15 protein-coding genes are annotated in these 19,667 nt (G+C 65.6%); 8 read left to right on the forward strand and 7 right to left on the reverse strand.

Translation table 11 applies throughout. The features are described 5' to 3' along the window. Positions 1-9 precede the first annotated feature (9 nt). From kefC to SR858_RS08120, 3 genes are all read right to left on the reverse strand, one after another. On the reverse strand, positions 10-1,827 hold the full coding sequence (gene kefC / locus SR858_RS08110; RefSeq protein ID WP_019922247.1) for a glutathione-regulated potassium-efflux system protein KefC: 1,818 nt from the start codon (positions 1,825-1,827) through the stop codon (positions 10-12). 88 nt (positions 1,828-1,915) lie between these two features. After that, positions 1,916-3,361, reverse strand: a complete 1,446-nt coding sequence (locus tag SR858_RS08115) for an NAD-dependent succinate-semialdehyde dehydrogenase (protein WP_019922248.1) — start codon at positions 3,359-3,361, stop codon at positions 1,916-1,918. Between the two features lie 90 nt (positions 3,362-3,451). After that, positions 3,452-3,682: a hypothetical protein gene (locus SR858_RS08120; RefSeq protein ID WP_019922249.1), complete on the reverse strand. Its 231-nt coding sequence runs from the start codon at positions 3,680-3,682 to the stop codon at positions 3,452-3,454. Positions 3,683-3,826: 144 nt separating this feature from the next. Between SR858_RS08120 and SR858_RS08125 the strand changes: the two genes are divergently transcribed. Then, positions 3,827-5,899, forward strand: a complete 2,073-nt coding sequence (locus SR858_RS08125; RefSeq protein ID WP_019922250.1) for a hybrid sensor histidine kinase/response regulator — start codon at positions 3,827-3,829, stop codon at positions 5,897-5,899. On the opposite strand, the gene SR858_RS08130 is transcribed toward SR858_RS08125, so the two are convergent. Then, complete coding sequence (locus tag SR858_RS08130) at positions 5,884-8,022, reverse strand: glycoside hydrolase family 65 protein (protein WP_019922251.1); 2,139 nt, start codon at positions 8,020-8,022, stop codon at positions 5,884-5,886. The two genes, SR858_RS08125 and SR858_RS08130, sit on opposite strands and share 16 nt — an antisense overlap. Positions 8,023-8,112: 90 nt before the next feature. Here SR858_RS08130 and SR858_RS08135 point away from each other — a divergent pair, with 90 nt between their 5' ends. The 7 genes from SR858_RS08135 (at position 8,113) to SR858_RS08165 (ending at position 16,497) form a co-directional block, all read left to right on the forward strand. Then, positions 8,113-8,643 (forward strand): isochorismatase family protein, encoded by a 531-nt coding sequence (locus SR858_RS08135; protein ID WP_019922252.1) that lies wholly within the window; start codon positions 8,113-8,115, stop codon positions 8,641-8,643. 216 nt (positions 8,644-8,859) lie between these two features. Beyond that, complete coding sequence (locus SR858_RS08140) at positions 8,860-9,435, forward strand: TerD family protein (RefSeq protein ID WP_019922253.1); 576 nt, start codon at positions 8,860-8,862, stop codon at positions 9,433-9,435. Between the two features lie 21 nt (positions 9,436-9,456). Then, positions 9,457-10,803 (forward strand): VWA domain-containing protein, encoded by a 1,347-nt coding sequence (locus SR858_RS08145; RefSeq protein ID WP_019922254.1) that lies wholly within the window; start codon positions 9,457-9,459, stop codon positions 10,801-10,803. A gap of 19 nt (positions 10,804-10,822) precedes the next feature. Beyond that, positions 10,823-11,536 carry a TIGR00266 family protein gene (locus SR858_RS08150; protein WP_019922255.1) on the forward strand — a complete coding sequence of 238 codons (714 nt, stop codon included), beginning with the start codon at positions 10,823-10,825 and terminating at the stop codon, positions 11,534-11,536. A 141-nt stretch (positions 11,537-11,677) separates the two neighbouring features. Further along, entirely contained in the window at positions 11,678-12,853 is a 1,176-nt protein-coding gene (locus SR858_RS08155; RefSeq protein ID WP_026637360.1) for a porin, read from the forward strand. A gap of 132 nt (positions 12,854-12,985) precedes the next feature. Further along, positions 12,986-14,413 (forward strand): glycoside hydrolase family 88/105 protein, encoded by a 1,428-nt coding sequence (locus SR858_RS08160; RefSeq protein ID WP_040377816.1) that lies wholly within the window; start codon positions 12,986-12,988, stop codon positions 14,411-14,413. An 86-nt stretch (positions 14,414-14,499) separates the two neighbouring features. Further along, positions 14,500-16,497 carry a rhamnogalacturonan lyase gene (locus tag SR858_RS08165; RefSeq protein WP_026637361.1) on the forward strand — a complete coding sequence of 666 codons (1,998 nt, stop codon included), beginning with the start codon at positions 14,500-14,502 and terminating at the stop codon, positions 16,495-16,497. Positions 16,498-16,512: 15 nt separating this feature from the next. On the opposite strand, the gene SR858_RS08170 is transcribed toward SR858_RS08165, so the two are convergent. From SR858_RS08170 to SR858_RS08180, 3 genes are read right to left on the reverse strand one after another with little or no spacing between them, the layout of a single operon-like run. After that, entirely contained in the window at positions 16,513-17,265 is a 753-nt protein-coding gene (locus SR858_RS08170) for a YoaK family protein (RefSeq protein WP_019922259.1), read from the reverse strand. Between the two features lie 60 nt (positions 17,266-17,325). Then, entirely contained in the window at positions 17,326-18,447 is a 1,122-nt protein-coding gene (locus SR858_RS08175) for a HupE/UreJ family protein (RefSeq protein WP_019922260.1), read from the reverse strand. Further along, entirely contained in the window at positions 18,444-19,622 is a 1,179-nt protein-coding gene (locus SR858_RS08180; protein ID WP_019922261.1) for a tetratricopeptide repeat protein, read from the reverse strand. Before SR858_RS08180 ends, SR858_RS08175 begins: the two co-directional genes overlap by 4 nt. Positions 19,623-19,667 lie beyond the last annotated feature (45 nt).

Consider the following 19,667-nt stretch of genomic DNA (forward strand, 5'->3'; position numbering starts at 1 on the left):
GGTTCGCCGTCAGTCTGTTTTTAATGTGCCCGTCTGCTCCGCATCCCTGAACGCCGCCGCGTCGCCGGCCATCATTTCTTCGAGTTCCAGGCGGCCCTTGCGGGTGATCGACACCATTTCGTCCTGGTCTTGCTGGTGCGGGTACACTTCCAGCAGGGTTTTCAGGTTGTGGTTGCGGAAGATGCGGGTGGCCTGTTCCGCGCGTTCGGTGCTGAAGCCCAGTTGTTGCAGCACCTTGCCGCCCAATTGCAGCGATGCCTCGAAAGTTTCGCGCTCGATCAGCGTCACGCCACGGTCGAGCAGCGCGTAGTAGTGCGACACGTTGCGGGCGCGCGCCAGGATGGTCAGGGCCGGGTAGCGTTCGCGCACGGCATCGACCAGTTCCAGGCTCTCGTCCACGGTATCGATGGCGATCACCAGCGCGCTGGCCTTGCCGATGCCGGCCGCTTCCAGCAGGTCGATGCGGGTGGCGTCGCCATAGAAGACTTCGTAGCCGAATTTGCGCAGCAGTTCGATCTGGTCGGGGTCGTGATCGAGCACGGTCACGCCGATGCGGTTGGCCGACAGCAGGCGGCCGATGATCTGGCCGAAGCGGCCGAAGCCTGCAATGATCACCGGGTTTTCCACCGCGATCTGGTCCGCTTCGCGTTTCTTCTTTGCCGTGCGCAAGCGCGGCGCCACCAGCCTGTCGTGCAACAGGAGCAGCAGCGGGGTGGCCACCATCGACAGCGTGACCACGAGCACCAGCAGGGCGGACGTGGCGGGCGGCAGCACCTTGGCGTCCACCGCGGTGCCGAACACGACGAAGGCGAATTCGCCACCCTGCGACATCAGCATCGCAAAGAACAGGCGCTGGCCGCGCGGAATGTCGAACCAGAACGACAGCCCGTACAACATGCCGCCCTTGATCAGCAGCAGTGCGCAGGTGAGGCCCAGCACCAGCCATGGCTGCGCCAGCAGCAGGCCGAAGTCGGCCGACATGCCCACCGCCATGAAGAACAGCCCCAGCAGCAAGCCCTTGAACGGCTCCAGGTCGCTGATCAGCTGGTGACGGTACTCGGAGTCGGCCAGCAGCACGCCGGCCGTGAACGTGCCCAGCGCCAGCGACAGGCCCACCCATTCCATCAGCAGGCAAATACCGATGATGAGCAGCAGCGCAAAGCCGGTAAACAGTTCGCGCAGGCCGGTGCGGGCCAGGTAGCGCATCACGGGATTGACCAGGAAGCGCCCGCACGCGATCAGGGTGAGCAGCACCGCCAGCAGCTTGACGGCCTTCATCCAGCCCTGCTCGTCGTGCTCGGCGACCACGCCGGCCATGGCCAGCAGCGGCACCAGCGCGATCATCGGGATGGCAGCAATGTCCTGCAGCAGCAGGATGGAAAAGCTGGCCGACCCGGCCGGGCTCGGCAATAGCTTGCGCTCGCCCAGCGTGGCCAGCACGATGGCGGTGGACGAGAGCGAGAGCGCCAGGCCGGCCACCAGCGCGATATGCCAGTCGATGCCGCAGGCAATCGCCACGCCGGCCAGCGCGGCGCTGACGGTGAGCACCTGCAAACCGCCCCAGCCGAAGATGGGGCGGCGCAGCGACCACAGTTTTCTGGGTTCGAGTTCGAGGCCGATCAGGAACAGCATCAGCACCACGCCGAATTCGGAGATGCTGAGCACGTCCTCGACGTTGCCGATCAGGGACAGGCCCCAGGGACCGATGATGGCGCCGGCAGCAAGATAGCCGAGCACGGCGCCCATGCCGGCACGCTTGGCCAGCGGCACCAGCACCACGGCCGCCACCAGGTAAAACACCATGTGCAGCAGGAAGCCGTGGCTCATGAGAAGGAGGAGAGGTTGTTCATCGGATCAGTATCGCATCCGGCGACGACCGCCGTCCATCCTCCAGTGGGGTTACACGGTTACAGCGTTACACGCCGACCATCGACACCGCCTTGGTGTTCAGGTAAGCCTCGAGCGCTTCAGGGCCGCCTTCCGAACCGTAGCCCGAATCCTTGACGCCGCCAAACGGCATCTCGGCGCTGGGCGTGGCCGGCTGGTTAATCCACAACATGCCCACTTCCACGTTGTGCATCAGCTGGTGGGCATTCTTGATCGAGCGGGTGAATGCATAACCGGCCAGGCCGAACGGCAGGCGGTTCGATTCGGCGATCGCCTCGTCGAGCGTGTCGAAGCCACGGATGGCTGCGACCGGGCCGAACGGCTCGTCGTTGAACACGCTGGCATTCAATGGCACGTCGGCCAGGATGGTGGGCGCGAAGAAATTGCCTTCGGTGCCCACGCGCTGGCCGCCGGTGGCCACATTGGCGCCCTTGGCGCGGGCGTCGTCCACCAGTTGCGTCATGGCGGTCACGCGGCGCGGGTTGGCCAGCGGACCCAGCGTGGTGCCGGCGTCGAGGCCGTTGCCGAGCTTCAGGCCTTCGGCATGCGCAACCATGGCGCGGGTAAACTCGGCCTTGATGCTGTTATGCACCAGGAAGCGGGTAGGCGATACGCACACCTGGCCCGCATTGCGGAACTTGGCGCCGCCGGCCGCTTCCACGGCCAGCGCCACGTCGGCGTCCTCGGCAATGATGACCGGCGCATGGCCGCCCAGTTCCATCGTTACGCGCTTCATGTGGGCGCCGGCCAGCGCGGCCAGCTGCTTGCCCACCGGGGTGGAGCCGGTGAAGGTGACCTTGCGGATCACCGGGTGCGGGATCAGGTAGCCGGAAATCTCGGCCGGGTCGCCGAATACCAGCCCCACGGTACCGGGCGGCACGCCGGCATCGACAAAGCATTGCAGCAGCGCGGCCGGCGACGCCGGGGTTTCCTCGGGCGCCTTGCACAGGAACGAGCAGCCGGTGGCCAGCGAGGCGGCCAGCTTGCGCACGATCTGGTTGATCGGGAAGTTCCACGGCGTGAACGCCGCAACCGGGCCGACCGGCTCTTTCAAAACCAGTTGCTGGGCGGCCGGGTTGCGCGCCGGGACGATGCGGCCATACACGCGCATGCCTTCGGCGGCAAACCAGTCGATGATGTCGGCGCCGGCGGTGGCTTCGGCCTTGGCCTGGGCCAGCGGCTTGCCTTGTTCCTGCGTGAGCAGGCGGCCGATCTCGTCGGCGCGTTCGCGCAGCAGGCTCGCTGCCTTGCGCATGATGGCGGCGCGCTCGAAGGCCGGTACCTTGCGCCAGGCGTCGAAACCGCGCTGGGCGGCTTCCAGTGCGCGGTCGAGGTCGGCGATGCTGGCATGCGCCACGGTGCCGATGGCCTGGCCGGTGGCTGGATTGATGACGGGAAGGGTCTTGCCGCCGGTGGCGTCTTGCCACTCGTTGGCGATCAAAAGGCGGGTATCGGGGTAGCTGGTGGTGGTCATTGTCTGGGATCTCCGGTCAGAATGAGTTGATACGGGCGCATTGCCACACACGGTGGTGGCGACGCGAGCGACCTCTACTTTGCCAGAAAATCAGAAACCGGGTACGACCTGCCCCTCGTCGGGCGAAGACGGACTGGGCCGGTGGAACTCCGGACCGGCCAGCACCCGCAGCGCCGTAAAGCGATCGACGCCGTGGGTGAGCATGAACTCCAGCGCCGGTCCTACGCCTTCCTTGGAAGCCACGTCGAGGCCGGTATCGACGACTTCTACGGGGCCGTCATGACGGCGTTCGATGGTGGGAAAGTAGTCGTTGTAGGTCATGGCGGTACTCTTTGCCAAAATTTCAGCATAACCCTTAGCGGCAGCTCGCTCCGTTGACTCGCGCACGTATGGCGCAAGGCGGCCGAACCTGGGAGCGGCAATGGTACACTTGCCTAAAAACACTGATAATTGAAAGACTAGCGCTTGGACCAGGATCCTACCCCGCAAAGCCGCGTCGCGCTCGAAGCGCAACTGGCGCTCCACCAGGCCCAGCGCCTGGCCCTGTTCGAAGCGATCGACGACGGCTTTTGCATCATCCGCTTCATCGACGGCCCGCATGGCCCGATGAGCGACTACATCCATATAGAAGCCAATTCCGGTTATGAGCGCCACACTGGCATTGCCGACATCGTCGGCAAGCGCCTGCGCGATATCGACCCCGGCAATGCCCAGATCTGGCTCGACCTCTACGGCAAAGTGCTGGAGACGGGGGAGCCGGCCCGCTTCGAGCAGGAGTTCCAGGCCGTTGGCCGCTTTATCGAAGTATCGGCCCGGCGCGTGGGGCCGAAAGAAATGCGGCAAGTGTCGGTGCTGTTTCGCGACATCACGGCGCGCAAGAAAACCGAGACCGCGCTGGCGGAAAACGTCCAGCGTGTACAGCTGGCGCTGGCAGCCGGCGCCATCATCGGCACCTGGTTCTGGGATTTGCCGTCCGATAAATTCAGCGTGGACGAGGGCTTTGCCAATGCCTTCGGCTTCGATCCGGCCAAAGGCCGCTCCGGCCTCAGTCTGGCGGAAGTGGTGGAAACCGTGCACCCCGACGACCGCGACGGCCTGGCCGCCGCCATCAATGGCGCCATTGCGCGCGGCGGCGCCTATGCCCACCAGTACCGCACCCGCCGCCTGGACGGCAATTACTACTGGCTGGAAGCAAATGGCCGGGTGGAGCTGGCGCCGGACGGCACCGGCAGCAAATTCCCCGGCGTGCTGATCGATATCGAGGGCCGCCGCGCCGTCGAAGCCGAACGCGATCGCGCCATCGCCGCACTGCGCACGCTGACCGACACGCTGGAACAGCGCGTGGAGCAGCGCACGGCGGCGCTGGTGGAAGCCGAGGCCGCCTTGCGCCAGGCGCAGAAGATGGACGCGGTCGGCCAGTTGACGGGCGGCCTGGCGCATGACTTCAACAATATCCTGGCCGGCATCAGCGGCAGCCTGGAATTGTTGAAAATCCGCCTGGCGCAAGGCCGCATTGCCGATGTCGAGCGTCACCTGGCCGGCGCCCAGGCAGCAGTGAAGCGTGCCGCCGCGCTAACCCAGCGCCTGCTGGCATTTTCGCGCCGGCAAACGCTGGACCCCAAGCCGTCGTGCCTGGCCCGCGTGGTGGCCGGCATGCGCGACCTGATCTCCGGCAGCGTGGGCCCCGGCATAGCGCTCGAGACCGGCATTGCGGACGATCTTTGGTGTACCTTCGTGGACGTGGGCCAGCTGGAAAATGCGCTGTTGAACCTGTGCATCAACGCGCGCGACGCCATGCCCGGCGGCGGCACCATCGCCATCCGCGCCGACAACTTGCAACTGGATGAGGCCGCAGCCGCCAAGCGCGGCCTGGCCGCTGGCGATTACGTGGCCCTGAGCGTCGGCGACAACGGCGTGGGCATGACTGCCGACGTCATCGCCCGCGCCTTCGAGCCATTTTTTACCACCAAGCCGATGGGGCAGGGCACCGGCCTGGGCTTGTCGATGGTGTATGGCTTCGCCGGCCAGTCCGGCGGCGCGGTGCGCATCTATTCGGCGCCGGGCGAAGGCACCGAGGTGTGCCTGTACCTGCCACGCCACGCGGGCCATGCCCAATCGCACGAGACCGCCGTCGAATCGCTTTCATTGCCGGCCGCCTCTGGGCGCAGGAAAATCCTGCTGGTCGATGACGAACCACTGGTGCGCGGCGTGGCGGTCGAAGTCTTGGCTGACCTCGGCTACGAAGTGCTGGAGGCCGACGATGGCCCCTCGGCCCTGCGGGTGTTTGCCAAGCACCCCGATATCGATGCGCTGGTCACCGATGTCGGTATGCCCAACGGCATGAACGGCCGCCAATTGGCCGACGCCATCCGCGTCCAGCGCCCCGGCCTGGCGATCCTGTTCATCACCGGCTACGCCGAGTACACGGTGCTCAACCATGGCGACCTCGACCACGGCATGCAGATACTGACCAAGCCGTTCACCGCCGACAGCCTGGCGCAGCGGGTCGGTGAATTGCTCCATCAGGGCAAGCGCTGAAACCCCTCGGCCTTGATCACCCACTGGCCGTCGCGCGGGAATCCCGGCGCATTCCCTGCCGGTGCGCCATCCCAGCCGCCGGCCATCAGGGCGACGGCCGCCAGCAGCGCGCCGTTGCCGGGCAGGTAGACGGGCAGGTTGGTGTTGGTGTTGTGGCCGGCGCCCGTGTAGCGGTTGTTGGGGCCATCCTTCTTGAGCAGCACGTCCACCGCCGCTTGCGTTTCGCCCAGGCGCGCCGCCGTCATGGCGATCATCGGGTAGTCCCAGCCCCAGATCTTGGTTTTCCAGTCCCAGGTGGACAGCACCGCGTGCAGGGTGCGGCGCATGGTGTCGCGGTCCACGCCGTCGCCGGGCAACTGGCCCAGCGCCATCAGGAACGACGGGTGGTCGTGGCGGCTGTCCACGTTGTCCCAGGTGTCCGGGTTTGATTCCAGCGCCACGTATTTGCCGTCCTTGACCGGTAGTGGCGACAGGTGCGTGCGTTTTTGCTCCCAGCCGGCGTCGCGCGCCAGGCCCAGGCGTTCGCGCCACTGCTGGGCGATTTCCAGGCCACGGGCCCAGTAGCTCAGTTCGTAGGCGGGATTCATGCTGGTGCGCTGGTCGTAGATTTCCTGGGCGATCCATAACGGTGGGCCCAGCAGATAGCGCTGGCCGGATGCTTCCCAGTGCAGCATGGACGCCATGCCCTCGGCGGTATCGAACACCAGTTCGCGGTAGCGCGCCAGCGTGGCCGGGGTGGGATCGGCGCGGTACAGCAGTTCGGCCAGGTGGATCGCGTGGGGCTGGTTCCAGACAATCAGAGGATTGCCGCCGGGACTTTCGCGCCCGCCGGGGCCGGTCATCTTCATCCAGCGTGCGCCGCTCAAGCCGCGTTCCTGCGCCACGGCGCGTGCGGCCGGCAGGGTGCGCTGGTACCACGACAGCGTGCGGGCAGTAAACTCCGGGCGGCCCCACAGCGCGAAGTGGGCCGTGTGCCACCACACCATTTCGGTGTGGTGCTTGCCGTACCAGGTGGACGTGGTCAGTCCGCTTTCCGAGGCCGGCAAGGTATCGCCCATCTGCACGGCGGTCAGGTATTGCGACAGCACCACGCGGCGCTCCAGTTCCGGCGCACGCGGGTCGAGGCTGCCGGCAAAGTCGATGGCCGCGCCTTGCTGCCAGAAGCGCTGCCAGTGGCGGGTGCTGGCATCGAGCACGTTGGCCGCATCGGGCGCCTGCGCCACGCCGTTCTCGGCGAAGGCGATGGTGAGGTCCAGCGACTGGCCGTCGGCCGGGGCGATCTGCAGGACGTGCGGCGCAGGGTGGGTAATGATGAGCCTGGCGCTGCTGGCCACGGTCATCGCATAGCGGGCGTTGTCGCGCCGGTGTTCGACCACCAGCTTGCGGTCGGTCTGTTCCAGCACCGTGCTGCGGTGCGCATCGGGTTGCGTAAAATCGAGTGGCGGATTGTGGTGGGTTTTGGCGCGCGCGTAACCGAGGGGCAGGGCGATGCGCACCGCCAGCCGGCCTCGTTGCAGCAGCGGCGACTTGATCGCCAGGGCCAGCGCATCGCTGTCCGGCGCGACGGCGCTGCGCACGCTGACGGGCTGGCCCAGCAGCGTCACCTTGCTCTGCAAGCGGCCTTGCCACAGGTCGAGGCGCTGGTCGATGCCGGTGATGTCGGCGCTGGTGATGGCGCGCGCGTCCTTGCCGGTCAGTACCAGGCCGATGCGCGGCAGCGGCTGCGTGTGCGGATTTTCACGCAGCCACTGGCCGGCAGGCGACTTGGCGTTGGTCGGATAGCCCACCGTGCGGCCATGGGCCGTGTAATCGACATTTGCGTCGGCCAGCGTGTAGCCGGCCGGATTGGCGTCCTCGTGCCACGACCAGCGCGCCTGTGTCTCCAGCGCAATGCCTGGCGCCTGGTACAGGTCGGGCAGCGTTTGCAGCCCGGTCACATCGGCCGTAAACGCAAAGCGCCCGTTACCCACGGTAAGCGGCGCCTGCGGATCGATCGCGCGCAACTGCGGATCATGGCGCGCCACGACTGCCTGGCGGTCGATCGGGGTCGCGGGCGTGGCGGCGGCAGCGAGGCCGGGGGCGAGGGCTAGCAGGTACAGGCAGGCGAAATGCAGTATTTTCATGTATGGATTCCAGCAACCACAAAGATAGGATAGTGTAACCACAGTGGCGGAGCTTGCCGCCAAATTTCAAACTATCTGCCAGGAACGCCCATGCCCCACACCACCGAAGACGCGGTCCTGATCCTGGTCGACATCCAGCAGCGCCTGCTGCCCAGCATTGCCGATGGCGACGCCATGGTGCGCGAGGCTTTGCGGTTGGCGCAGATCGCGCGGTTGCTGGACGTGCCTGTCATCGGCACCGAGCAAAATCCCGCTGCGCTCGGCCCGAACCTGCCCGAACTCAAGGCGCTGTGCCACACCACGCTGACCAAGCACCACTTCGACGCCTGCCGCGACGGGCTGGTGGCGGCATTACCGCCGGGGCGGCGCCATGCCATCGTGGCTGGCAGCGAGGCCCATGTGTGCGTGCTGCAAACGGCGCTCGGCTTGCAGGCGGCGGGGCTGGATGTGACGGTGGTGATCGACGCCATCGGCTCGCGCAGCGAGCGCAACCGGCAAGCCGCCGTGGCCCGGTTGGCCGGCGCCGGCATTACCTGCGCCAGCGTGGAAATGGTGGCGTTCGAATGGCTGGAGACGTGCAATCATCCGCGTTTCCGCGAAGTGCTGGCGCTGATCAGGTAATGACCGGCTCGCCTGTCACGCCTGCCGCACGGGAATGCACGACTAAGTTGATACTAAGTCGGCGACTTTACAATCAGCGTGCTTCAGGTATATTACGCACAATGTTGCATCTAGAAAACTGTCAGCAGGGTGACTGTTTTGTCACCTGTTTGTTATTATTCATGGCTGATATTCACAGCTGACTGTCCCTACAATCTGTACTGAAAGGAAACGAATATGGCTATTAGTCTGCAAAAAGGCGGCAACGTTAATCTGAGCAAGGAAGCTCCCGGCCTGACCAAGGTCGTGATCGGCCTGGGCTGGGATCCGCGCTCGTCCGATGGCTCCGCATTCGACCTCGACGGTAGCGCCTTCCTGCTCAAGACCGACGGCAAAGTGCGTGGCGACTCCGACTTCATCTTCTACAACAACCTGAAATCCACCGACGGTTCGGTCGTGCACACCGGCGACAACCAGACCGGCCAGGGCGATGGCGACGACGAATCCCTCAACATCGACCTGTCCGCGATTCCGGCCGATATCGACCGCGTCTCGTTCTGCGTCACCATCCACGAAGCCGAATCGCGCCGCCAGAATTTCGGCATGGTCGGCAAAGCCTACATCCGCTGCCTGAACGCCGCCAATAGCAGCGAACTGGCCCGCTACGACCTGTCCGAAGACGGTTCCACCGAAACCGCGATGATCTTCGGCGAACTGTATCGCCACGGCGGCGACTGGAAATTCCGCGCCATCGGCCAGGGTTTCAAGGGCGGCCTCGGTCCCCTCGCACGTTCGTTCGGCGTCAACGCTTAAATACCATCCGGCAGGAGCGCCATGGAACAGATTTCCAAAGGGGGACGCGTTACCTTGGCGCCCGCCATCGCCGACCGGGTGTTTCATGCCGAATTTTCGGCGCAGGGCCTGGCGCTCGATGTGGCCACGATTGACCTCTCAACCTTTGCGCTCGATGCCAGCGGCAAGCTGGTCGGCGAGCCGTACATGACTTTCTTTAATCAGCCCGCCACGCCATGTGGCGGGGTGCTGATCGGTAACGGATTGGCCGGCGCCCAGCGATTTACTTTTAACCTTACCCGCCTGCCTGCCAAAGTCGAGCGGGTGGTGATCACCGCCAGCATCGACGGCCCCGGCGTGATGTCGCAATTGCAGTCCGGCTACTTGCGGCTGCTGGCCGGCGACAATGAATTCGTCCGCTTTGCCTTTACCGGCGCCGACTTTGCGTCCGAACGGGCGCTGATGGTCGGCGAGATTTATCGCCGCAACGGCGAGTGGCGCTTCATGGCGTCGGGACAGGGTTTCGATGGCGGCCTCGACGTGCTGGTGCGCCATTTCGGCGGCGCGGTCGATGAGACGCCCGCACCTGCACCCGCACCTGCACCTGCGCCGGCCAAGACCGGCGTGGACCTGGAAAAACGCTTGCAACAGCAGGCGCCGCAGCTGGTCAGCCTGGTCAAGTCGGCCAGCGTCTCGCTGCAAAAAGTAGGGCTGCAAAGCCACCGCGCCCGCGTGTGCCTGGTGCTCGATATTTCCGGCTCGATGGGCATGTTGTACAAGCGCGGCCTGGTGCAGCAGTTTGCCGAGCGCATCCTGGCGCTGGGCTGCAAGTTCGACGACGACGGCGAGATCGACGTGTTCCTGTTCGGTCGCAACGTCCACCACGTCGATCCCATGGGCATCGGTAACTTTGCCGGCTTCGTGCAAGACACCATCAACCGCCATCCGCTCGAAGGCGACACCCGTTACGGCGCCGCGCTCGAAGCCGTGCGGCGCTTCTATTTCCCGGACGGCGCCGGCGGCGAACGCAGCAAGCCGCAGCGTGCAGAGTTACCCGTGTACGTGATGTTCGTCACCGATGGCGGCACGTCCGACCAGGGCCTGGCCGAGCGCCAGGTGCGCTGGTCCAGCCACGAGGCCATCTTCTGGCAATTCATGGGCATCGGCAAGGGACGCAAATCGAAGAGCCGCAAGCTCTCGAGTTTTGCCGACTCCGATTTCCCGTTCCTGGAAAGCCTCGACGAATTGCCGGGCCGCCTGGTGGACAACGCCAACTATTTTTCGGTCGCGTCACCCGACGAATATACCGACGCCGAACTGTACGATTTACTGATGGCCGAGTACCCGGACTGGCTCAAGGCCGCCCGGGGCGCCGGCCTGATCGCTTAACCCTCTAAAAACAACTACCATGCCTACCTTTACCGTCACCGGGGACGTCGATCCCTTCCTCCACGTGGCGCTGCGCCGTGGCGAAAAAATCTATTGCGAATCGGACGCAATGGTCATGATGGAAACCAATCTCGACCTCAAGGGCCGCATGACTGGCGGCATCATGGGCTCGATCATGCGGCGCATGGCCAATGGCGAATCATTCTTCCAGCAGCATATCGAAGCCGTGCGCGGCGACGGCGACTGCCTGCTCTCGCCCACGCTGCCCGGCGCCATGCAGGTGGTCGATATCGGCCCCGCCAGTTACACCCTCAACGACGGCGCCTTTGTGGCCGCATCCGACGGCGTGGAACTGAAAACCCGCACCCAGAGCCTGGGCAACGCGCTGTTCGCGCAGTCAGGCGGCTTTTTCGTGATGGAGGCGACCGGGCGCGGCCAAGTGGTGGTGTCGGGCTTCGGCTCGATGTTTCAGCTCGACGTGGTGCCGGGCAAGGATGTCATCATCGACAACTCGCACGTGGTGTGCTGGGACAGCACGCTGCGCTACGAAATCAGCGTCACCACCGGCAGCACCGGTGGCGGCATCGGCGGCATGATCGGCAATATGATCAACAGCCAGACCAGCGGCGAAGGCATCGTGCTGCGCTTTAGCGGCACCGGCAAAATCCACATCTGCTCGCGTAACCGCACCGGCTTCCTCGAGTGGATGAAGAAGGAAGTCAGCGGCCGCTGAGTCTCATCGCAGAACGCATCGCAGTACGCGCGCGCAGGGCACTAGCCCTTGCGCGCAAGCATTTGGTAACATTGCTCCTTTATACGAATTTTAATTCGCATTCCGAACTTATTTGGGTGCGAATTTACCGTGAGCCAGGCAATGAAACTAACCGCACTTCTTATTTCCGCCGCCGTGGCTGCTGCCCTGGCCTGCGCATCCGCGGCACGCGCCGCCGAATCGAACCTCGCGCTGTACGGCGCCGTCGATGCCGCGCTGGCCTACACCTCCAACCAGCAGGGCCACGCCAACCGCTACATGCGCAGCGGTAACAAGGACGGCAGCCGTTTCGGCCTGCGCGGCAGCGAAGACCTGGGCGACGGCAGGGCGCTGGTCTTTACACTGGAGGCAGGCTTTAACCTCGACGACGGCAGCTCGGCCCAGGCCGGCAGCCTGTTCAATCGCCAGGCCTATGTCGGCATCGCTGACCAGCGCCTTGGCACCGTGATTGCCGGACGCCAGTACGCGCCGTACTTCACCTTCATGAGCCCGCTCGGTCCGTTGGGCGCAGTCACCGGCGCGGCTGGCGCGGCCGCCGGCGATATCGACGGCCTGAGCATCATCATCCGCAACAGCAATGCCATCGGCTACACGTCGCCCGACTGGTCGGGCGTGCGCCTGGGCCTGATGGCGGCCAGCGGCGAACAGGCCGGACATCAAGGCAGCGGCGGCGCGTTCAGTGCCGTCCTCAAGTACGACGGCCCCGCCTGGCGCGTCGGTCTCGGCTACCAGTTGCTCAAGAACGGTCCGCAGCGCACGGCGTGGGATCCGGCGGCGTCGAGCAACTTCGCCAGGTCGCCTGTCAATGCCGGCTACCTGTCGGCTGGCGGCGTGCGCTACCTGGCCGCCGGCGCCCGTCGCCAGCTGGGCGCCGTCAGTGTGGGCGGCACCTTGACCAACGTCCAGTACCGGCCCGACGGCGGCTCGCGCTTCCGCGAGGCGGCCATCTTCAACACGGCCGGCCTGGTTGCGACGTGGCAGACGGCCAGCCCGTGGCTGCTGGCCGTGGCCGCCAACTACACTCGTACCCATGCGGCCAATGGCATCGCCAACGCCGCCAGCTATCGCCAGCTGGCGCTGCAGCAGGCTTACTGGCTGTCGCCGCGCACCGCCGTCTATGTGCTGGAGTCGTTGCAGCGGGCGCGCGGCGCCACCCTGGCGGCTGACGGCGTGACTGTCGTCGATGCGGTGGCGGTGGTGGGCGATTCGCAGGCCGGCACGCCGTCGTCGAATGGTCGCCAAAACGTCATCATGATCGGACTTCGACACGCGTTTTGATCAATTGCCGTGTGTAACAATCATCAGCTTGACGCATTTGCCTGATTACTCGCGGTTACACTCCCATTTGCGACCTGACCCTCACGGTGATCCGGCCGGTTCAAAACAACTCAAATGAAGGAGACGTACTTGATGAATTCCTCGAAGCTGCGCCGCTGCCTGACGCGCGCACTCGCGATCAGCGTAGGCTTGTTCCCGGTAGTCTTCAACGCGGTGGCGCAAGACGCCCCGGCCGCGCAGGAAAAGGGCCCGGCCCCGGCCGACGCCATGCTGCACGCGCTCACGGTCGAGTATCCGACGCCGTACCGGGCCATGAGCGCGGAAGAAGTCAAGACGGTCCTCGACCGCGTGTACACCTACCTCGAACGCACCACGCCCGCTGAGCTGATCCACAAGTCCGACGGCACGCCGATCGCCAATCTGACCACGGCCGATCCCGACGCCGTGTTCAAACCGGGCGACTTCCGCCTGACCAGCTACGAGTGGGGCGTAACGTACCTGGGCATGCTGGCAGCCGGCGCCGCCACCGGCGATGCGCGCTACACCGACTACACCATCAAGCGCCACCAGCTGCTGGCCGACCTGACCAAGCTGTACAACCCGGTGGTGCAGGCCGACCTGAAAAATTCGCACGCGCCGCACAAGAGCTTTTTGAATCCGCACGCACTGGATGACGCGGGCGCGCTGTGCCACAGCTTCCTCAAGGCCAAGCTGGGCGGCTCCAAGGTCGATTACACCCAGATGATCGGCATCTGCGGCAACTTCGTCACCAAGAAAGAGTACCGCCTGCCCGATGGCACCTTCGCCCGTGGCGGCCCGGATGGCAATGGCGGCTTCAAGGCCCGTCCGCTGAAAAACACCGTGTGGCTCGACGACATGTTCATGGGCGTGCCGACGATTGCCTACCTGGGCGCCGTCAACGGCGACAGCAAGCAGTTCGACGACGCGGCCAAGCAGGTGCTGCAATTCTCCAAGCGCATGTTCAACCCGCAGCTGGGCATCTACATGCACGGCTATGTGGAAGGCCAGGCCGACCATCCGGAAATGCACTGGGCCCGCGCCAACGGCTGGGCCGTGATGTCGATGGTGGAAGTGCTGGAAGTGCTGCCGAAAAATCACAAGCAGCGCGACGCCATCCTCAAGCAGCTGCGCGCCCACATCAAGGGCCTGTCCACCTACCAGACCCGCGACGGCTTCTGGCACCAGCTGATCGACCGCCCGGACACCTACCAGGAAACCTCTGCCACGGCGATCTACACCTACGCCATCGCCCGCGCCGTCAATCGCGGCTACGTCGAAGCGCAGGCCTACGGCCCGATGGCCAACCTGGCCTGGAACGCCACCGCGTCCAAGGTGCTGGCCAACGGCCAGATCGAAGGCATCTGCGTGGGTACCGGCATGGCGTTCGATCCGGCGTTCTACTCGTATCGCCCGACCAGCGTGAAAGCGGCCCACGGCTACGGCCCGGCGCTGCTGGCTGGCGCCGAGATCATCGAGATGAACAAGAAGTTCAAGTTCGGCCTCAATGACAGCGGCTTGATGTTCCAGGGTCCGCGTTAAACAACACTGACAGGTCTATGCGCGCGGCCCGCGCCGGCTTTATATGCTGGCGCGGGCCGCAGCTTTTCGGGATAAGGATAACAACGATGAAAACAGTATTTACATTGCGCCGCAGCGTGGCGCTGGTCGCCGCTACCCTGGCGCTGGGCGCCTCGGTGCATGGCCCGGTATCTGCCTTGACGCCGTTCACCCCCAACCTTGCACCGCGCTGGGTGGAAGCGCTGGATCGTGGCGTGGTGGCCGTGCCTGCGGTCGAACAAGGCAACCTGGTCAGCTGGCGCCTGCTGGCCAGCGACGCCCCGAACACCACCTTCGACGTCTATCGCGACGGCCAGAAGGTCAACGACAAACCGCTGGCCGGCGCCACCAACCTGGTGGACCAGGCCGGCACCAGGGCGTCGCGCTACACGGTGCGCACGCTGGCCGGCGGCAAGGAAGTCGCCGCCAGCGCGCCGGTCGGTGTGTGGGCCGACGGCTTCCTTGGCATCGCCATCGACCAGCCGGCGGGCGGCGTTACCCCTACCGGCCAGGCCTACACGTACAGTGCGCAGGAAGCCAGCGTGGCCGACCTCGATGGCGATGGCCGCTACGAAATCATCCTGAAATGGGACCCCACCAACGCCAAGGACAATGCGTTCGACGGCTATACGGGACCGGTGATACTGGATGCCTACACGCTCGAGGGCAAGCGCCTGTGGCGCATCGACCTCGGTAAAAACATCCGCGCCGGCGCCCACTACACCCAGTTCCAGGTGTACGACTATGATGGCGATGGCCGCGCCGAACTGGCCGTGCGCACCAGCGATGGCACCATCGACGCCACCGGCAAGGTGCTGGGCGATCCGAACGCCGACTGGCGCGAGCAGGGCGGCGAAGTACCATCGCGCGACCGCACCGGCGGCGTGGTCAAGGCCGACGGCACCATGGTCGCGCCGCTGCAGGGCCGCATCCTGAAAGGCCCGGAATTCCTCACCATCTTCGATGGCCCGACCGGCCGTGCACTGGCCAGCGCGCCGTACTGGCCAGGCCGTGATCCGCGCACCGATGCGCCGACCGCCGAGCAAATGAAGGAGACCTGGGGTGACGGCTATGCCAACCGGTCCGACCGCTTCCTGGCCGGTACCGCCTACCTCGACGGCCAGCGCCCAAGCATCGTGATGGCGCGCGGCTACTACGCGCGCACCACGGTCGCGGCGTGGGACTGGCGCGACGGCAAACTCACCCAGCGCTGGACCTTCGACAGCGCCACTCCTGGAAATGAAGCCTTCGGCGGCCAGGGCAATCACCAGTTCAGCGTGGCCGATGTCGATGGCGACGGCAAGGACGAGATCATCTACGGCGCCATGGCGCTCGACGACAACGGCAAGGGCCTGTGGAGTTCGCGCCTGGGCCATGGCGATGCGATGGCCGTGAGCGACCTCGATCCCACCCGTCCGGGCCTGGAAAAGTTCGGCGCCCACGAGGACGTGCGCGGCAATGGCGGCATCGGCTCGGCCATGCTCGACGCCAAAACCGGCCAGATCCTGTGGAGTACTCCGGCCGAGAAGGACACCGGCCGCGGCGTGGCTGCCGACATCGACCCGCGCTTCCCCGGCACGGAGGCCTGGGCCACCAACAGCACCACGCTGTACACGGCGCAGGGCAAGCCGATCGACGGCGTCAAGCGTCCCGGCGAAGCGAGCTTCGTGGTCTGGTGGGACGGCGACGACCTGCGCGAACTGTTCGACAAGAACCGCATCAACAAGTGGGACTGGAAGGCAGGCAAATCGCACACGCTGCTGCAGGCGGACGGCGTGGTCGCGTCGAACGGCACCAAGAACGTGCCGGTGGTGTCGGCCGACCTGCTGGGCGACTGGCGCGAGGAAGTGATCTGGCACACGCCGGACGAGAAGTTCCTGCGCGTGTACACCACGCCGCACCCGACCGAACGCCGCCTGGTGACGCTGATGCACGACCCGCAGTACCGCGTGGCCGTGGCATGGCAAAACACCGCCTACAACCAGCCGCCTTACCCGAGCTTCTTCATCGGCGAAGGCATGGCAACGCCGCCGGTGCCGAACGTGATGGTGCGCAAGGCAAAGTAACGCTGATTTGCCGGACTACCTGCGCCGGCCCCGCTGGCGCAGGTAGTCGAGCAGGTCGTCGGCGATGGGGATGATGGACAGCGCCATCAAGGTCACCGCCAGCGGCACCGTGGCCGAGTAGCCGAGGTGCTTGAAACCGAGCGCGCCGGTCACGCCGCCGACAAAAAAGCACAGCGCCAGCATGGCCAGCAAACGCAGGCGGGCGCGGTCTGGAGCCTTCGCGTCCGGGCACAGCAGCTTGCCCAGTTCGATGCCGATATCGGTGATCACGCCGGTGATGTGGGTGGTGCGGATTTCGGCGTTGGACAGCTTGGTGATCACGGCATTTTGCAGGCCCATGATAAAGCTGAGCAGCATCACCGTGGCCGACACATAAAAACCGTTAAAGCCGCTGATCTGGCTGCCCAACAAGCCAAAGCACAGCAGCAGGCCAGCTTCCACCAGCAACGGCAGCGCATATTCGCTGTGCAGGTTGCGCTGGCGCGAATGGCGCACCATCAGGGTCGATAAGGTGGCGCCCAGCAGGAACGACACCAGCGCACTGAAACCCACCAGCACCAGGCTGTACATGCCCAGCGCCAGTTGGTCGGCCATGGCCGAGACGATGCCGGTCATGTGCGACGTGTAGTGCTGCACCGCCAGGAAGCCCCCCGCGTTGACCGCACCGGCGATAAAGGCCAGCATGCAGCCCAGTTGCCGGTTGGCCGGCTGGGTGCGGGTGCGGCCGGTTAGCCGCCGCGAGTAGTTGAGTGAGTAGTTGATGGGCACGGGCACAGCCTCCAAAGGACCATGACCGAGTATAGATCAACTGGTCACCGCATGGTGGCCTCAGGCGCCGAACAGTTGCACATCGAATGCCCGCTCCACGAACCACGCCAACGCCAGCAACGCGATCAGCGCCGAGCCGCCGGTAAGCAGCCAGCGGTAGAACCGCGTATGGCGCAGCACATACGCCAGCGGCAGGAACACCGCCACGATGCACAACTGGCCCAGTTCCACGCCCACGTTAAAGCCCAGCAGGCTGGTGATCAGCGCGCCCTGCGGCAAGCCCAGGTCACCGAGCACGCTGGCAAAGCCGAAGCCGTGCAGCAGGCCGAACGCGAACGCCGCCACCGGCCGCCGGGTGCGGAACAGCGGATAGATATTGTTTACCGCCGCCAGCACCACCGACGCTGCAATCGCCGACTCCACCAGCCGCGAGGGCAGGGAGATCAGCGACAGGCTGGCCAGCGTGAGCGTGAGCGAATGCGCCAGCGTGAACGCGGTGACCACTTTCAGCACGTCGATAAAGGCGCCGCGCAGGTTGTTCGCCGGTGGCGCGAGCAGCACGGCCGGCAACAGCAGCGACAGCAGGAACAGGATGTGGTCGTAGCCGATCCAGATATGCCACACGCCTTCCTTGATGTACGTGGCGAACTGGCGCCAGCGGTCGGGCGCGGCCACCGCCAGCGTCTGGCGCGCGTGCTGCGGATCGAAAATGGCGGTCGAAGTCGCGCCATCGTGGGTCAGGCGCAGCAGGCCCTTGTGTTGCGGATCGACGTCTGCAAACAGCCGGTAGTCGAGGTCCAGCGACTTGACGGCGGCCGGGCAGGTGGCGGTGAAGCGCAGCACGCTGTAGGCACCGTCGGTGTGGTTGTCGATCAGCTGTTGGTTCGCCTTGAGCGTGCACGGCCCCTGGCTCGTCGTTAGCGCCAGGCGTTCGAGCGCATAGGCGGCAATCGCCGCGTGGCGCGCGCGAATCTCGTCCCAGGTCAGCTTGCCGTCGCCGTCCTGGTCCAGGCCGATGGCGAAATCGAGGTCGCGCAGCGCAATGTCCCACTGCCCGCTCACCTGCGCGCCGCGCACGTCGAGCGCCAGGTAGCTGTCGCTGGGCTTGTGGGCGAGCGCCGGCAGCGCCACGCCGCACAGGGAGAGCAAGCAGCACAGCCGCACCAGCCACTGGGGCATCATGCGGACTCCCCGAGCTGGCGTACCAGCTTCGCGGCAGCTGCATCTTCGGTCTTGTGCTTGGCAATCCAGTCGATCACCGGTTGCGCAGCCTCGCGGTCGCGCGCTTGCAGGGCCGCTTCAAGATAGATGCGCATGTCGGCAGGCTCTTTCTGGACCGCCCAGTTCTTGCGCGCCAAGGTCAGGGCCCTGGCGGTGTCGCGCCGCAGCAGCTCGAAGCGGGCCTGTTCGCGCTGGTGCACGGTGTCGCCGCGCAGCATGGCGGCGTCGAAACGCGCGGCCAGTTCCGCAACGTCGGCGGCCAAGGGCGCGGTCTTGCCTTGCTGCTGCAGCGCCAGCGCGCGGCGCAGCAGCAGGGCGTCAATGCGGGTCTGGTCGGCCAGCAGCGCTTCCACGCGCGATGGGCGCTTTTGATCGAGCAGGAAGTCGCAATAGGCGCCGAGCAGATAGCTGTCGTGCGGGTCGAGCGCCAGTGCGCGCTGGAAACGGGTTTCGGCCAGCGTCACGGCATCGCGCCGCTGCGCCATTTCGGCCAACAGGGTCAGCACCCATACCTGCAACTCTGGCGTGGTCGTGCCACTGCGCTCGAGCGTCAACGCCAGCAGCTGCTCGCTTTGCAGCGCGCGGCCGGTGATGCCGCCCACCTGGGCCACGCAGGTGACGGTAATGAGTTCATTGGCCAGCGACGACAGCCGTGCGCAACTGCTGGTGGCGTTGGCATAGTCGCCCTGCACGGTTTGCACCGTGGCCAGCGTGAGCCACGCCTGGGCGTTTTGCGGTTCGACCGCCAGCACGCCTTGCAGGTCGGCCAGCGCGGCGGGAAATTGGTGGGTGCTTTGCAGCAGCGTGGCGCGCAGCAGGCGCACTGGCGGTGGCGGCGCGGCCTGCTTCCACCACGGCGCCAGCGCGGCCTGGGCGTAGCCGAGGTAGCGCGGGTCGGTCTCGCTGCGGCCCAGCGCGATGTAGCGGCGCGCCAGCGTGGTGGCCAGCGCCACGTCATTGGGCTGGGCGTTCAATTGCGCGCGCAGGCGGCGCAGCTCCTGCTGCACCGGATCGCCCCGGCGCGGCAGGGTTTCGATCACTTGTGTGCCGCTGGCGGGCAGGTAGGGCGCAGCATGTGCGCCCAGGGCAGGGCTCAGCAGCGCAAACAGGGCAAGCAGTGTCTGAATTCGGGTCATCGATGCATCCGTTAATGGCAACCGGCGCCGGTCCTTGATCGGGAC

This window comes from Duganella zoogloeoides, from assembly GCF_034479515.1.
In the GTDB taxonomy this organism is placed as follows: domain Bacteria; phylum Pseudomonadota; class Gammaproteobacteria; order Burkholderiales; family Burkholderiaceae_D; genus Rugamonas; species Rugamonas zoogloeoides.

What these genes read in the sequence shown, in the direction of transcription:
- kefC (WP_019922247.1), bottom strand. Translation starts at nt 1,827, where the DNA reads ATGAGCCACGGCTTCCTGCTGCACATGGTGTTTTACCTGGTGGCGGCC.
- SR858_RS08115 (WP_019922248.1), bottom strand. Translation starts at nt 3,361, where the DNA reads ATGACCACCACCAGCTACCCCGATACCCGCCTTTTGATCGCCAACGAG.
- SR858_RS08120 (WP_019922249.1), bottom strand. Translation starts at nt 3,682, where the DNA reads ATGACCTACAACGACTACTTTCCCACCATCGAACGCCGTCATGACGGC.
- SR858_RS08130 (WP_019922251.1), bottom strand. Translation starts at nt 8,022, where the DNA reads ATGAAAATACTGCATTTCGCCTGCCTGTACCTGCTAGCCCTCGCCCCC.
- SR858_RS08135 (WP_019922252.1), top strand. Translation starts at nt 8,113, where the DNA reads ATGCCCCACACCACCGAAGACGCGGTCCTGATCCTGGTCGACATCCAG.
- SR858_RS08140 (WP_019922253.1), top strand. Translation starts at nt 8,860, where the DNA reads ATGGCTATTAGTCTGCAAAAAGGCGGCAACGTTAATCTGAGCAAGGAA.
- SR858_RS08145 (WP_019922254.1), top strand. Translation starts at nt 9,457, where the DNA reads ATGGAACAGATTTCCAAAGGGGGACGCGTTACCTTGGCGCCCGCCATC.
- SR858_RS08150 (WP_019922255.1), top strand. Translation starts at nt 10,823, where the DNA reads ATGCCTACCTTTACCGTCACCGGGGACGTCGATCCCTTCCTCCACGTG.
- SR858_RS08155 (WP_026637360.1), top strand. Translation starts at nt 11,678, where the DNA reads ATGAAACTAACCGCACTTCTTATTTCCGCCGCCGTGGCTGCTGCCCTG.
- SR858_RS08160 (WP_040377816.1), top strand. Translation starts at nt 12,986, where the DNA reads ATGAATTCCTCGAAGCTGCGCCGCTGCCTGACGCGCGCACTCGCGATC.
- SR858_RS08165 (WP_026637361.1), top strand. Translation starts at nt 14,500, where the DNA reads ATGAAAACAGTATTTACATTGCGCCGCAGCGTGGCGCTGGTCGCCGCT.
- SR858_RS08175 (WP_019922260.1), bottom strand. Translation starts at nt 18,447, where the DNA reads ATGATGCCCCAGTGGCTGGTGCGGCTGTGCTGCTTGCTCTCCCTGTGC.
- SR858_RS08180 (WP_019922261.1), bottom strand. Translation starts at nt 19,622, where the DNA reads ATGACCCGAATTCAGACACTGCTTGCCCTGTTTGCGCTGCTGAGCCCT.